The sequence below is a fragment of the Candidatus Bipolaricaulis anaerobius genome (genome assembly GCF_900465355.1).
Classification (GTDB): Bacteria; Bipolaricaulota; Bipolaricaulia; order Bipolaricaulales; family Bipolaricaulaceae; genus Bipolaricaulis; species Bipolaricaulis anaerobius.
Map to the genome: position 1 here is coordinate 1,047,133 of NZ_LS483254.1, position 13,132 is coordinate 1,060,264.

Consider the following 13,132-nt stretch of genomic DNA (forward strand, 5'->3'; position numbering starts at 1 on the left):
AACCGCTAGATGTCCAGCGCCACCACCCGATGCGCGTTCTCGCGGATGAAGTCCCGCCGCCGTGGGACATCGGTGCCCATGAGGGTGGTGAACACCTCGTCCGCCTCCAATGCGTCGCGGATCGTAACCTGGCGCAGGATACGGGTCTCCGGGTTCATCGTCGTCTCCCACAGCTCCTCGGGGTTCATCTCCCCAAGGCCCTTGAACCGGCGCACGATGTACTTGCCGTCCTCCTCGGCCTGATAGGCCTCGAGCTCCTCATCGGAGTACAGGTACCTCCGCACCTGGCCCCGCTGGGCGAGGTAGAGGGGGGCCTTGGCGATGTACACGTGGCCGCGCTCGATAAGGGGGCGGAGGTTGCGGAAGAAGAACGTGAGGAGGAGCGTGCGGATGTGCGACCCGTCCACATCGGCGTCGGCCATGATGATCACCTTGTGGTAGCGCAGCCCGTCGAGGTTGAACTGGTCGCGGATCCCGGTCCCGAGGGCGGTGATGATCGCTCGCAGCTCCTGGTTGTCGAGGAGCTTCCCCAACCGGGCCTTCTCCACGTTGAGGACCTTTCCCCGGAGGGGAAGGATCGCCTGGAAGTTCCGGTCTCGGCCCTGCTTGGCCGACCCGCCGGCCGAGTCGCCCTCGACGATGAACAGCTCCGACTCCTCCGGGGAGCCGCTCGTACAGTCGGCGAGCTTTCCGGGGAGACCACCCCCGAACAGGGCCTCCTTCCGCCGCACGAGCTTCCGTGCCTTCGCCGCCGCCAGCCGCGCCCGGTGGGCGGAGAGCGAGTTCTCGATGATCGCCCTCCCCACACTGGGGTTCTTCGCCAAGTACTGGCCCAACTGCTCGCGGACCACTTCCTCCACGAACGCGCGAATCCCCGGGCTCCCCAGCTTGGCCTTCGTCTGCCCCTCGAACTCCGGCTGCTGGAGTTTCACGGACACGATCGCCACCAACCCCTCGCGGATCGCCTCCCCGGGGAGGGCTTCGTCCTCCTGGCGCAAGATGCGCTTCTCGCGGGCGTAGTCGTTGAGGACCTTCGTCAGCGCGGCGCGGAACCCCGTGAGGTGGGTGCCCCCCTCGCGGGTGTTGATGTTGTTGGCGAAGGTGAACACCTCCTCCTCCATCGCGTCCGTGAACAGCATCGCCACTTCCACGGATTGGCTCCCGCGGCTCTCGGCGAGGTAGATCGGCCCCTCGTGGAGAGGTTCCTTCCCCGTCGCGAGCTCCTGCACGAACGCGGCGATCCCGCCCTCGGCGTGGAAGGCCCGCTTCACACCGGTGAGGCGGTTGTCAAACTGGATCGTGAGCCCGGCGTTGAGGTAGGCGAGCTCCTGCAGCCGGTGAGAGAGCTTAGAGAAATTGTAGTGGATCTCGTCGAAGATCTCCCGATCGGGGAGGAACGTGATCGTCGTGCCTGTCTCGTTGCTCTCGCCCACCACCTCCAGCTCGGTCGTCTTCCTCCCCCGGCAGAACTCCTGGCGGTAGACCTTCCCATCCCGCCACCGCACCTCGACCACGAAGTGTTCGGACAGGGCGTTCACCGCCGATACACCCACCCCGTGGAGCCCCCCCGACACCTTGTACCCTCCCTCGTCAAACTTCCCTCCGGCGTGAAGGGTGGTGAGCACGAGCTCGACCGTGCTCACCCCAGCCTCGGGGTGGATCCCAACCGGGATCCCTCGCCCGTCGTCGCGGACGGTGATCCGTTTGTCCTCGTGGATCACGATCTCGATCGTCGTACAGAAGCCAGCAAGGGCTTCGTCCACCGAGTTGTCGACGACCTCGTAGATCATCTGGAGGAGGCCATCGGGGCCGGTGGAGCCGATGTACATCCCCGGCCGCTTGCGGACCGCGTCGATGTCCTCCAGCACTTGGATCTTGTCTACGTCGTAGCTTGAATCCTGGTTCGCAGCCATTGCCCTTTAGTGTACCCCGAACAGGGAAAAACCGCAAGCGAACGGCATTTGGCCCTCAAGAACCGGCCGCATGTCTCTGGCCCCACCCGCAGCCGGCGGGTAACCTTCCAGTAAAAGGAGGCACGGGTGCGGCTTCTGGAGTGGCAGGGGCGAGTGATCTTGGAGAAGGAGGGGATCCCCGTCCCCGCAGGCGGGCGGGCGACGACACGCAATGCCGTGCGGGAAGCGGCCTCCGCTGCGGGAGGAGCGGTCGTGCTCAAGGCCCAGGTGCCGGTGGGCGGACGGGGCAAGGCGGGCGGCATCCGCATGGCCCGCGACCCGGATGAGGCGGCGCGGATCGCTGGAGAGATGCTGGGGTCGGAGCTCAAGGGCCTCCCGATCCACGAACTCCTCGTGGTAGAGGCGGTCGCCCCCGTGTCCGAGCACTACCTTTCTGTCACCCTCGAGCGCCGCCGGCGGGCTCCGGTGATGATCTACTCCCCCCGCGGCGGGGTGGACATCGAGGAGGTCGCGCGCACGGATCCGGGCGCGATCCGCCAAGTGCCCATCCCGCCCTTGGAAGGCCCCCTCCCGTTCCGCCTCCGGCAGCTCGTGTCCCCCGCCCCACCCGAACTCAGGAAGCCCCTCGCCGCGATCGCCGGGAAGCTCTACCACATCTTCACGCGCTACGAGGCAACCCTCGCCGAGATCAACCCCCTCGCCGAGACGGAGCGGGGCCTGGTTGCCCTCGATGCAAAGCTCATCCTGGACGATGACCACCGCCCCGGGGACCAGTTCGCCGGACTGGCGGACGCCCTCGTGGACCCGCTCGAAGCCGATGCCCGCGCGGTGGGGATGAGCTATGTCCGCCTCGAGGGGGATATCGGCGTCCTCGGAAACGGTGCCGGGTTGGTCATGGCCACGCTCGACCTGGTGGCCCAGGCCGGGGGGCGGCCGGCGAACTTCCTCGATATCGGGGGAGGAGCACGGGCGGAACGCGTGCGCAAGGGGGTCGAGCTCATCCGGCGCGATGGGAAGGCGAAGGTCCTGTTCGTGAACGTGTTCGGCGGCATCACGCGCTGCGACGAGGTCGCCCAGGGCGTGGTCGAGGCCACGGTGCGGAGCGGGCTACCGATGGTGATCCGGCTCACGGGGACGAACGAGGCGGAGGGGAGGGCGATCCTCTCCCGAGCTGGACTTGTCCCCGTGCACACGATGGAAGAGGGCGCTGCCCGGGCGGTGGCGCTGGCCAAGGAGGCACAGCCGTGAAGAGGGTCGGGTGGGTTGCGGTGGCGTTCGTCGGGCTGGCTGCCCTGGCAGCGGACACGATCCCCCTGGCTGAGATCGAGCCCGGGATGACAGGGTACGGCCTGACCGTGGTCGGGGGGACGGAGATCTCCCGGTTCGAGGTCGAGGTGGTGGCGGTCCTCGACGAGCCGGGGGAGCGGGATGATTTCATCATCGTCCGCGCGTTCGGACCGGCGATCGCCCGTTCCGGAGGGGTCGCCCAGGGGATGTCGGGGAGCCCGATCTACCTCGACGGGCGGCTGGCGGGGGCCCTATCCCGGGCCACGGCGTGGTCAGCAGACCGCGAGCGGCCACTGGCGTTGGTGACCCCCATCGAGGCCATGCTCAAGGTCCTCGACGAGATCGCCCCCCCGAAGACGCAGCCCATCCCCTACGATGGACCGCGGGCCGAGACGAGCGACCCTCTGGAGGGAAGTGCGATCCTCTCCGCGCCGGTGATGGCAAGCGGGCTCTCCGCCCGCGCGCTGGAGGCCCTCAACCAGGGGGTCGACCTCCGGGCGCGGTGGCATCCGCTCGCCGATCTCCTCCCCACCTGGCGGAACGGAGCCCCAGGCCTGCGGAGCCTCGGCGTGTCGCGCGTGGTCGCGGCGCCCGCTGCGTCCGGGGACGCCTCGCCCCTCGGCCTCGAGCCGGGAGCTCCGGTCGGGGTCGGGCTGGCCACGGGCGACATCGCGATCGGGGCCCTGGGGACAGTGACCCTGGTGGAAGGGAAGGCCGTCCTCGCATTCGGACATCCGTTCCTCTTCACCGGCCCTGCCCGCTACTTCCTCACCCAAGCGCACGTGTTCGACACCGTGGCCGCGCTTGACTTCTCCTACAAGCTGGGCACGGTGGGGGAGGTTGTGGGGGGGGTGTTCGCCGACCGCTCGGCAGGAGTGGGTGGCATCATCGGGCGGATCCCGAGCGGCCTCTCCGCCAGCTTTCGCATCCGCGACCTCGGTCGGGCCGAGGACGAGGTCCTCACGGTCGAGCTCGTGGACGAGCCGCAGCTCTCGGCCCTCCTCCTCTACGTCGCCGGCCTCGAGGCAGCGGACCGAGCCCTGGATCGGATCGGACCGGGCACGGCGACCCTGAACTATACGCTCACCGGCCGCGGCCTGCCGCGGCCCCTCACCCGCGAGAACGTCTTCCTCTCGACCGCGGACATCGCCCCCTACGTATCCTGGGAGATGGCCCTCATCGCGGATGTGCTCGCCTACAACGAGTTCGCTGATCCGGGGCTCCTCACCGCCACCCTGGAGGCGACGGTTCGTCCCGAGCTCTCCGCTACCGAGATCGTTGCCCTCGAGACGGATCGGGACGCCTATGCGCCGGGTGACCGGGTTCAGTTCATCGTCACCCTCCGCGGGTGGCGGGGCGAGGTCGAGGAGTGGGAGGGGTGGGTGGAGATCCCCGCCGACGCGGCGCCCCCCTACGTCGAGCTCCGCGCCTACGGCGGGCCCCGCCCGCGGGAGAAGGGGGAGCCGGCACCCGCGCTCGCATCGCTTGGGGAACTCCTCGACTACATCGAGGGGATCCCAACCTACGACACGCTGACCATCGAGCTGTTCGCGCTCGATCCGATCTCGAACGTGATCGGGGAGGCCTGGCTGTATGGGGTCGATGGGGCAGCCGACCGCATCCCCGGTTCGGTCGTGTACGGCACGGTGTCGGTCATCCTCCCGCTCCAACCGACTGAGGGGGAGTAAATGTGGGACCTTCGCGAGGCAGCGGAAGCGCTCGAGGCGCGGCTCATCCGGCCCACAGCGCCGTTCTCTGTCTTCGGGGCCGCCTGCGACTCGCGACGGGTCCAACCGGGGGATGTGTTCGTTGCCCTCCCCGGGCACCGGGCCAACGGGCACGACTTCCTCAGCGAGGCGTTCGCCCGCGGGGCGATGGGCGCCGTCGTGTCCCGGGATCCCGGGTTCGGGACCAATCTCTTCCTTGTACCCGATGTCCCCACTGCCCTCCGCGAGCTCGCCGCCTGGCGCCGGGCGGCGATCGAGGCGCCGATCGTGGGGGTCACGGGTTCGTTTGGGAAGACGACGACGAAGGAGCTCGTCGCCGCTGCCCTCTCCGCCCGCTACCGTACCTACCGCGCCCCTGAGAACTACAACACCGAGATCGGCGTCCCCCTCGCAATTCTCTCCATTCCCGACGATGTGGAGGCGGCGGTGTTCGAGCTGGGGATGACGGCGCGAGGGGAGATCCGCGAGCTGGGCGAACTCCTCCAGCCGTGGGCGGGGATCATCACCTCGGTCGGGCCGGCCCATCTCGGGAGCCTCGGTTCGCTGGAGGCGATCGCGGAGGCGAAGTGGGAACTCGCCGCGGCCCTGCCCGAGGAGGGGATCCTCGCCCTGGGTTGGGACTCCCCCGAGCTCCGGTCACGGGCCGACCGCTGCCCTGGCCTCTGCCTGCGGTTCGGGAGCACGCCCGACGCCGACTTCCACCCTGAGGATCTCGTCACCGACCGACCGGAGGGGGTGACGTTCCGCGCCGTGACGCCGGCGGGGGACCTCCCCGTCCAGCTGAAGCTCCTGGGGGAGCACGTGCCCGTGCTCGCCTGTGGCGCGATCGCCCTCGCCTGGGGGATGGGGGTCCCGGAGAAGAGCGCCGCCCAGGCCCTCGCTCACGTGGAACCGATCCCGCACCGGCTTCAGCTCCGGCCAGCCCCGTTCGGGTGGCTGCTCGACGACTGCTACAACGCGAATCCTCTCTCGGTGAAGGCGGCGTTGCGCACGCTCTCCACGCTCAAGCTCGCGGTGGCGCGGCGGGCCATCCTGTTCGGGGACATGCTCGACCTCGGCTCGGACGAGGATCGGTTCCACGCCCAGGCGATCCACGACGCCCAGGACCAAGGCGTGGACGTCATGTTCTGCTACGGACCCCGCTCGGCGGCGGCGTTCCGTTTCTGGAACGGTCCCGGTGCGGCGGAAGCGGAGGACCTCGATGCCCTCCTCACCGAGATCCGCAAGGAGGTGTGGTCCGCTCCCACCCTCCTCCTCGTGAAGGGATCGCGGGCGATGGCCCTCGAACGGGCGATCGAGGCCCTCGTAAACCACGTCACCACGACCGGCTCCCCCGGCTGAACCCGGCCGCGACCCCCCACCGAGGCACCCGAGGGACGACCTCCGCCGGAACCCTCACAGAACCGAGGCGACCCACGCCAGAAGCGGCGCCAGGGCCAAGGCCGGGAGGAGGTCAGCCACCTTGAACTCCCGGAGCCGCAGGAGGGTGATCCCGAGCGCGAGGACCACCGCCCCCCCCGCGGCGGACAGTTCCACCGCCGCTGGCGCCTGCGGCGAGAACCCAGCGAGGTGCGAGGAGAGGAGCGAGGCCGCCACGGTCAGCCCTCCCTGGTAGGCGAGGATCACCACGAGCGAGAGGAGGACCCCCGGTCCCAGCGCGGCGGCGAGGGTCAGGGACGAGATCCCGTCCAAGATGGACTTCGCCGCCAAGAGGGACCAGTCCCCGTACAGCCCGTCCTGAATCGCCCCGAGGAGCGCCATCGGCCCCACGCAGAAGAGCAAGCTCGCGGCGAGGAACCCCTCCCCCAGCGGACGCCCCCGAAATAGGCGCTCCACGCGCTGCGTCCCCCGTTCGATGCGTTCCCCCACGCGGAGGGCTGCCCCCAGCGCCCCGCCGAGGATTACGGACAGCATGAGGACGAGGATGTTCCCCGTCCCCAGCGCCAACCGCAGCCCGAGGACGACCGTCGCCAGGCCCACCCCAATCGTCGCCCCCTCCCGCACCCGGGATGGAACACGAGCCCCGAGGGCCCACCCGAGGCTCCCCCCCACGAGCACGGTCGCCATGTTGACCCACGTCCCGATCACAACGGAATGGTAGCCCCCCACGAGGCCGGGACCAACGGTTGCCAGGGCGGTGCCCCTCGCGCTACAGTGCGCGGATAAGGAGGCGATCGTCGTGTGGCAGGAGTTCAAGGCGTTCATCGTGAAGGGCAACCTCGTCCAAATCGCCGTGGCGTTCATCATGGGCGTGGCGTTCAGTTCGGTCGTGAGCTCGTTCGTGAACGACCTCGTGATGCCGATCATCGGCAAGCTCATCGGCAACGTGGACTTCGCGAACCTGTACCTCAACCTATCGGGAGAGGCGTACGCGTCCGCCGCAGCCGCCCGGGCCGCGGGGGCGGCCGCGATCTACTACGGCGCGTTCATCAACGCGCTCGTGAACTTCCTCCTCATCGCGGTCGTGGTGTTCGTGGTGAGCAAAGCCTACCAGAAGCTCGAACGGCCGAAGGTCGCTCCCGCTCCGACCACGAAGGAATGCCCGTTCTGCAGGACCCAGATCCCCCTCGCTGCCCGGCGCTGCCCTCACTGCACCTCCGAATTGGGGGAGGGGTAGACCGCGAGACTGGGGACTGGCCTCCATTCTTGGGCTAGCCGGTGCGGGCGAACAGCGGCACAGCGATCATCGCCGCGAGGGCGAGGATCCCGGCGATGCCCACCAACGCTCGATCACGCTTGGACAACTTCATCCCCTCCGTCAAATTCCGCTTGACTTTGCCCCTCTGCTGTGCACAGGGCATGGAACGGCGATGGATCTTCCCAAGATCGCAGACGGGGATCCGTGCCAGATGTCCTCCCCTGCTCGGACACCCGCGGCCTAGGGTGCGCCGCGGGGGCCTACTTCTCGCGGAGGAGGGTCACCGCCTTCGCGTTGTTCGTGCAGGAGAAGACGACGAGGGAGCTATGGCCAGCCTCGAACGCGCTCGCGTAGAGGTAGCGGATATCGAGGTCCTGGCGCGCTAGGACGTCGGTGATCCGACGCAGAAATCCCGCGCGGTGGGGAAGTTCCACGAGGACGATATTCCGTTCCTCAACCTCGAATTCTGCCTTCCGCAGCGCCTCCAGCGCGTAGCTCGGGGAGTCCGGGACCAGATGGAGCTCTGCCTCCTCCCCCTCGGCGAACACCGCCACCGCGAGGATGTTGATCCCCTGGTCAGCGAGGACGCGGGCGATGTTTGCGAGCACGCCCACCCGGTTGCCCGTGATGATCACCAGTTCTTTCCCCACTGTCGCTTCGCGCATCGCTACCTCCGCCAGGGGGGTAGTGTACCCGGGCGACCCCCCGCCGTCCTTTCGATCCGGACCGAGCCCGCTATAATCGGCCCCTCGCGGAGGATACGTGGACGCCAACATCAAGCGGATCCTGGTGTGCAGCGCCTGGCCCTACGGTTCGGGCCTGCCCCATCTCGGCAACCTCATCGGGTGCCTCCTCTCCGGGGACGCGTTCGCCCGCTTTTACCGGCTCCGCGGGTACGAAGCGCTCCACGTGTCGGGGACCGATGCCCACGGGACGAAGGTCGAGTACGAGGCAGCACAGCTCGGGATCTCGCCCCGAGAGCTCGCCGAGCGGGTTCACCAAGCCATCACCGCTGTCCTCGCCCAGTTCGAGATTGCAATCGACAACTACACCACCACCGAGTCCCCCGTCCACTACGAGTTTGTGACCGAGATCTACCGGCAGATGGAGAAGAACGGGTACATCATCTCTCAGGAGGAAGGTCGGGCGTTCTGCCAAGGATGCAACCGGTTCCTGGCCGATCGGTTCATCGTCGGGACCTGTCCCCACTGCGGGTACCTCCATGCCCAGGGGAACCAATGCGATGCCTGCGGGGCGTTGCTCGAACCGGAGAACCTCCACCGCCCCCGCTGCGCGTTCTGCGGTTCGTCGTCGGTCGTCACGCGCACCACCCGGCATTGGTACCTCGACCTCGCGCAGCTGACCCCGCAGCTCCTCGCCTACGTGGCTAGCCGCGGCTTCCGCGGGAACGTGAAGCTGTTCACGGAGCGCCTCATCCAGGAGGGGCTCCGCCCGCGGGCGGTGACGCGCGACATCGCGTGGGGGATCCCCGCTCCGTTCCCCGGCGCCGCGGGGAAGGTCATCTACGTGTGGGCAGAGGCCGCGTTGGGCTATGTGTCCGCGACGATCGAGCACTTCCGCCGACGGGGGGAAGAGGAACGGTGGCGGGAGTTCTGGTTCGGGGACGAGGTGTGGCAGGTGTACACCCAAGCCAAGGACAACATCCCGTTCCACACGATCATCTTCCCCGGCCAGCTCCTCGCCTCGGGCCAGGGGTACCATCTGCCAGACCAGATCGCAGCCACGGAGTACCTGAACTGGATCGGAGGGGAGCAGTTCTCGAAGACCCGCCGGATTGGGATCTTCGCCGACGAGGCCCTGAAGCTCCTCCCGCCCGTGTACTGGCGGTTCTACCTCTTCTACAACCGCCCCGAATCCAAGGACGTCGAGTTCTCGTGGGAGGAGTTCGACAAGGCGGTCAACCACGTGCTCGTGGACAACATCGCGAACTTCGTGCACCGGGTTCTCTCCTACATCGGGTCCAAACACGGAGGGACGGTCCCCAACGAGCCGACTGACCCCGAGATCGTGCAGGCGATTGACCGAACCTGTGCCGAAGTGGTGGACACGATCGAGCGGGGATCCCTCGCCCCGGCCTTGCGGGCAATCGCCCTCCTCGCGGGGACGGGGAACGAGTACTTCCAGCGCAAGGCACCGTGGCGGAGCGGCGACAGGGGAGCCGTGGCCTCGGCCGCTCACCTCGTGAAGGCTGTAGCGATCCTGCTCGAACCGTTCATCCCCATGTTCTCGCGGGAGGTTTACGCAACGTTGGGCATCGAGGCGCCCACCCTAACGGCCGTCCGCTCCGGACTCGCCGGCCACGCGCTCGCCCGTGAGCCGCGGCCGCTCCTTGAGCACGTGGACATCGCGGAGTTGAAGGGGAGGTATCAGACGATGAAGGAAGAAGGGCTCATCTCGATCGAAGAGTTCCAGAAGCTCGACCTGCGGGTGGGGAGGGTCCTCGCCGCTGAGGAAGTGGCCGGGGCGGACAAGCTCCTCGCCCTCCAGGTGGACCTCGGGGATCGCCAAGCGCAAGCCGTGGCCGGGATCCGCAAGCACTATCAGCCGGCGGACCTCGTGGGGAAACTCGTGGCGGTGGTCGCGAACCTGAAGCCGGCCACGATCCGCGGGCTCCGCTCAGAATGCATGCTCCTCGCTGCCTCCGATGGCACCCTGTGCCTCCTCACGCCGGAACGCGAGGTGGAGCCGGGCACCCGGATTCGCTAGAATTGTCGTCGCGCATCGTTTCCACTACGATGACCGAGGTGGCTATGTACGCTGTCGTCGAGATCGGAGGCAAACAGTACCGCGTCGAGGCCGAGGCCGAGATCGTGCACGAGCTCCTTCCCACGGTGAACGTGGGGGACAAGGTGACGTTCGATCGCGTGCTCCTCGTACGCAACGGCGCGGGGGTGGAGGTCGGCCGCCCCTACCTGACCGGTGTCAAGGTCGTGGGGGAGGTCATGGAGAGCGGGCGCGGGCCCAAGGTGATCATCCGGCGGTTCGCCCCCAAGAAGGGGTACCGGCGGAAGAAGGGGCACCGCCAGCCCTACATGCGCACGCGGATCCTGGCGATCGAAAAGGGGTAGCCGGGCATGGTGGAAGTGGTGATCGAGCGAGACGAGGAGGGCCGGGTCCAGGCCGTGACCCTGCAGGGCGACGAGTCTGCGGAAGGGCTCGCCGCCGCCGCCCTCGTGGAGGCGCCGGTCCTCGGCCTGCGGGACTACCTCCACCTCGATCCCGCGGTCACGAAGGAGGGGCATCTCCTGCGGTTCCAGGTGGACCGGTCGGCGTTCTTCCTCGACCGCGAGGTCGACGCCATCGTGGAGACGATGGTCTTGGGATTGCGCGCTCTCTCCCGCAACCGCCCGGGGCGGATCGCGGTGCACGAGGTTGGGGAGAGCGTAGCGGTGTGAGAGGACAGGATGGCACATAAGACAAGTGGCGGTTCAACCCAAAACGTCCATGACTCCCCCGGCCAGCGGCTGGGGATCAAGCGCTACGGCGGCGAGCTCGTGCGGCCGGGGTGCATCATCGTCCGTCAGCGGGGAACCAGGTTCTACCCGGGTTTCGGCGTCGGCATGGGCCGGGACTTCACGATCTTCGCCAAGACCACGGGCACGGTCCGGTTCGCCGGGCACAACCGCGTGTACGTGAACGTGGACCCGCTCCACGAGGAGGGGTAGCCCCCCGAATGTGGGTCGATGAGGCGAAGATCCATGTCGCCTCGGGACGGGGGGGGAACGGACTCATCAGCTTCCACAGGACCCGCACCAATCCCCGCGGCACCCCCGACGGCGGGAGCGGCGGTCGGGGAGGGGATGTCCTCCTGCGTGCCACCCGTTCCGTGGGGACCCTCCTCCAATTCCAAAACCAGATCCACTTTCGCGCCGGCCACGGCGGCCACGGTGGTCCGAACTGCCGCCAAGGGAAGAATGGCACCGACCTCGTGATCCACGTTCCAGTGGGCACCGTGGTCCGCGACGCCGGGACGGGGGAGATCCTCGCCGACCTCGCAACCGACGGGGCGGAGGCCCGCATCGCCCGGGGGGGACGCGGCGGGCGTGGGAACAAGGCGTTCACCAATTCCGCCCGCCAGGCCCCGTGGATCCGCGAGTTCGGGGAGGAGGGAGAGGAGCGGTGGATCCGGCTCGAGCTCCGCGTCCTGGCCGACGTCGGGATCATCGGGTTCCCCAACGTGGGCAAATCGTCGCTCCTCGCGCGGGTGTCGCGGCGGAAGGTGAAGGTCGCTCCCTACCCGTTCACCACCCTCGCCCCGAACCTCGGCCTGGCCGAGGTCGGGGACGGCAGCTCGCTCGTGCTCGCGGACCTGCCGGGCCTGATCGAGGGCGCCCACGAGGGGAAGGGCCTCGGGGACCGGTTCCTCCGCCATGCGACCCGGGCGAGGGTCCTCCTCCACGTGGTGGACCTGGCCGGGGTGGAGGGACGCGATCCCCTGGCCGACCACGGGTTGCTCCGTCGCGAGATCGAAGCGTGGGAAGAGCTGAGGGCGAAGCCGGAGGTCGTGGCGGGGAACAAGGCCGACCTCCTCCCCCCGGAGCGTGTGTCCGCAGAAGTGCACCGGTTCCGCGAAGCGGGGATCGAGCTTCACCCCATCTCCGCCGTGACCGGACGGGGGATCCGGGAGCTCCTGCTCCTCCTCGGGCGCAAGCTCCAGGAGAACCCTCCGCCGCTTGCGGCGGCAGAGGCCCCGGCGCGACGGGTGTGGCAGCTCACCCCGGACCGGGTTCCGTTCGAGGTGGCCGAGGAGGAGGGTCAGCTCGTCGTGCGCGGGCCGGCGGTGGAGCGCCTGGTGCGGCGCCTTGATCTCTCAACCCGCGACGCCCAGGAATACTTCCAGACGAGGTTGGAACGCCTCGGGGTGCTCGCTGCGCTCAAGCGGCGCGGCTTCCGTCCCGGGTCCACCGTGCGCATCGGAGGACAGGAGTTTGAGCTTACAGGGTAGGACAGGGTTGTTCGGCGGCACGTTCAACCCGATCCACATCGGCCACCTCCGTGTGGCCGAGGAAGCCTGGCGCCAATTCGGGCTGCGAAAGGTCGTGTTCATCCCCACCGGGCGCCCCCCCCACCGCGCGGTGGACGAGGGGACACCCGCCGAGGCCCGGTACACGATGGTCTGCCTCGCCGTGGAGGGACATCCCCAGTTCTCCGTATCCCGGATCGAGGTGGACCGCCCCGGTCCCTGCTACACTGTGGACACGGTGGCGACGATGAGGGAGCTCCACCCCGAGGGCGTGGCCTACATCGTGGGGGCAGACATCTTCGCCCGGATCGAGACCTGGCACGACTGGCCGCGGCTCCTTGCAAGCTGCCCGTTCATCGTTGCCCCCCGGCCCGGGACGCCTCCGACCGTCTTCCACCGCCCCCCGTTCGACCGTGCCCAGATCCACTTCCTGGACATGCCCCTCATCTCCATGTCCTCATCCGAGATCCGTCGCCGCTACCGGTGCGGCCTCCCGACGGAGGGCCTCGTCCCCCCGGCGGTGGACCAGTGGATCCGCGCCCATGGTTTGTACGGCGTGGCCACCCCCCGCCTGGGCGGCTAG

Annotated in this window: 13 protein-coding genes; 10 read left to right on the plus strand and 3 right to left on the minus strand. The window is 68.5% G+C overall.

The window, feature by feature from the left end; all coding sequences use genetic code 11:
* Positions 1-5: 5 nt before the first annotated feature.
* A complete protein-coding gene (gene gyrB, locus BARAN1_RS05050; protein WP_122031474.1) occupies positions 6-1,913 on the minus strand; it encodes a DNA topoisomerase (ATP-hydrolyzing) subunit B in 1,908 nt (635 codons plus the stop codon).
* Positions 1,914-2,039: 126 nt separating this feature from the next.
* Here gyrB and sucC point away from each other — a divergent pair, with 126 nt between their 5' ends.
* Genes sucC through BARAN1_RS05065 form a run of 3 tightly spaced genes read left to right on the plus strand, consistent with a single transcriptional unit; the run spans position 2,040 to position 6,268 of the window.
* Positions 2,040-3,161, plus strand: a complete 1,122-nt coding sequence (sucC, locus tag BARAN1_RS05055) for an ADP-forming succinate--CoA ligase subunit beta (protein WP_122031475.1) — start codon at positions 2,040-2,042, stop codon at positions 3,159-3,161.
* A complete protein-coding gene (locus BARAN1_RS05060; protein ID WP_122031476.1) occupies positions 3,158-4,888 on the plus strand; it encodes a SpoIVB peptidase S55 domain-containing protein in 1,731 nt (576 codons plus the stop codon). Before sucC ends, BARAN1_RS05060 begins: the two co-directional genes overlap by 4 nt.
* The gene (locus BARAN1_RS05065; protein WP_122031477.1) at positions 4,889-6,268 is read left to right on the plus strand and encodes a UDP-N-acetylmuramoyl-tripeptide--D-alanyl-D-alanine ligase; all 1,380 of its coding nucleotides are present in this window, start codon (positions 4,889-4,891) and stop codon (positions 6,266-6,268) included.
* Positions 6,269-6,322: 54 nt separating this feature from the next.
* Here BARAN1_RS05065 and BARAN1_RS05070 read toward each other — a convergent pair whose 3' ends face one another.
* Positions 6,323-7,015, minus strand: coding sequence for a DUF554 domain-containing protein (locus BARAN1_RS05070; RefSeq protein WP_231944246.1), 693 nt, complete (start codon positions 7,013-7,015; stop codon positions 6,323-6,325).
* A gap of 49 nt (positions 7,016-7,064) precedes the next feature.
* Here BARAN1_RS05070 and mscL point away from each other — a divergent pair, with 49 nt between their 5' ends.
* A complete protein-coding gene (gene mscL / locus BARAN1_RS05075) occupies positions 7,065-7,544 on the plus strand; it encodes a large conductance mechanosensitive channel protein MscL (RefSeq protein WP_420196450.1) in 480 nt (159 codons plus the stop codon).
* A gap of 281 nt (positions 7,545-7,825) precedes the next feature.
* Here mscL and BARAN1_RS05080 read toward each other — a convergent pair whose 3' ends face one another.
* Positions 7,826-8,230 (minus strand): ACT domain-containing protein, encoded by a 405-nt coding sequence (locus tag BARAN1_RS05080; protein WP_157959490.1) that lies wholly within the window; start codon positions 8,228-8,230, stop codon positions 7,826-7,828.
* 97 nt (positions 8,231-8,327) lie between these two features.
* Here BARAN1_RS05080 and metG point away from each other — a divergent pair, with 97 nt between their 5' ends.
* Genes metG through nadD form a run of 6 tightly spaced genes read left to right on the plus strand, consistent with a single transcriptional unit; the run spans position 8,328 to position 13,132 of the window.
* Positions 8,328-10,292: a methionine--tRNA ligase gene (gene metG / locus BARAN1_RS05085; protein WP_122031480.1), complete on the plus strand. Its 1,965-nt coding sequence runs from the start codon at positions 8,328-8,330 to the stop codon at positions 10,290-10,292.
* 44 nt (positions 10,293-10,336) lie between these two features.
* Complete coding sequence (gene rplU, locus BARAN1_RS05090) at positions 10,337-10,654, plus strand: 50S ribosomal protein L21 (protein ID WP_122031795.1); 318 nt, start codon at positions 10,337-10,339, stop codon at positions 10,652-10,654.
* A gap of 6 nt (positions 10,655-10,660) precedes the next feature.
* A complete protein-coding gene (locus tag BARAN1_RS05095) occupies positions 10,661-10,981 on the plus strand; it encodes a ribosomal-processing cysteine protease Prp (protein ID WP_122031481.1) in 321 nt (106 codons plus the stop codon).
* Positions 10,982-10,990: 9 nt separating this feature from the next.
* Positions 10,991-11,251 (plus strand): 50S ribosomal protein L27, encoded by a 261-nt coding sequence (gene rpmA / locus BARAN1_RS05100; RefSeq protein ID WP_122031482.1) that lies wholly within the window; start codon positions 10,991-10,993, stop codon positions 11,249-11,251.
* An 8-nt stretch (positions 11,252-11,259) separates the two neighbouring features.
* A complete protein-coding gene (gene obgE, locus BARAN1_RS05105; RefSeq protein ID WP_122031483.1) occupies positions 11,260-12,531 on the plus strand; it encodes a GTPase ObgE in 1,272 nt (423 codons plus the stop codon).
* The gene (nadD, locus tag BARAN1_RS05110) at positions 12,515-13,132 is read left to right on the plus strand and encodes a nicotinate-nucleotide adenylyltransferase (RefSeq protein ID WP_162297754.1); all 618 of its coding nucleotides are present in this window, start codon (positions 12,515-12,517) and stop codon (positions 13,130-13,132) included. The genes obgE and nadD overlap by 17 nt, the downstream gene beginning before the upstream one ends.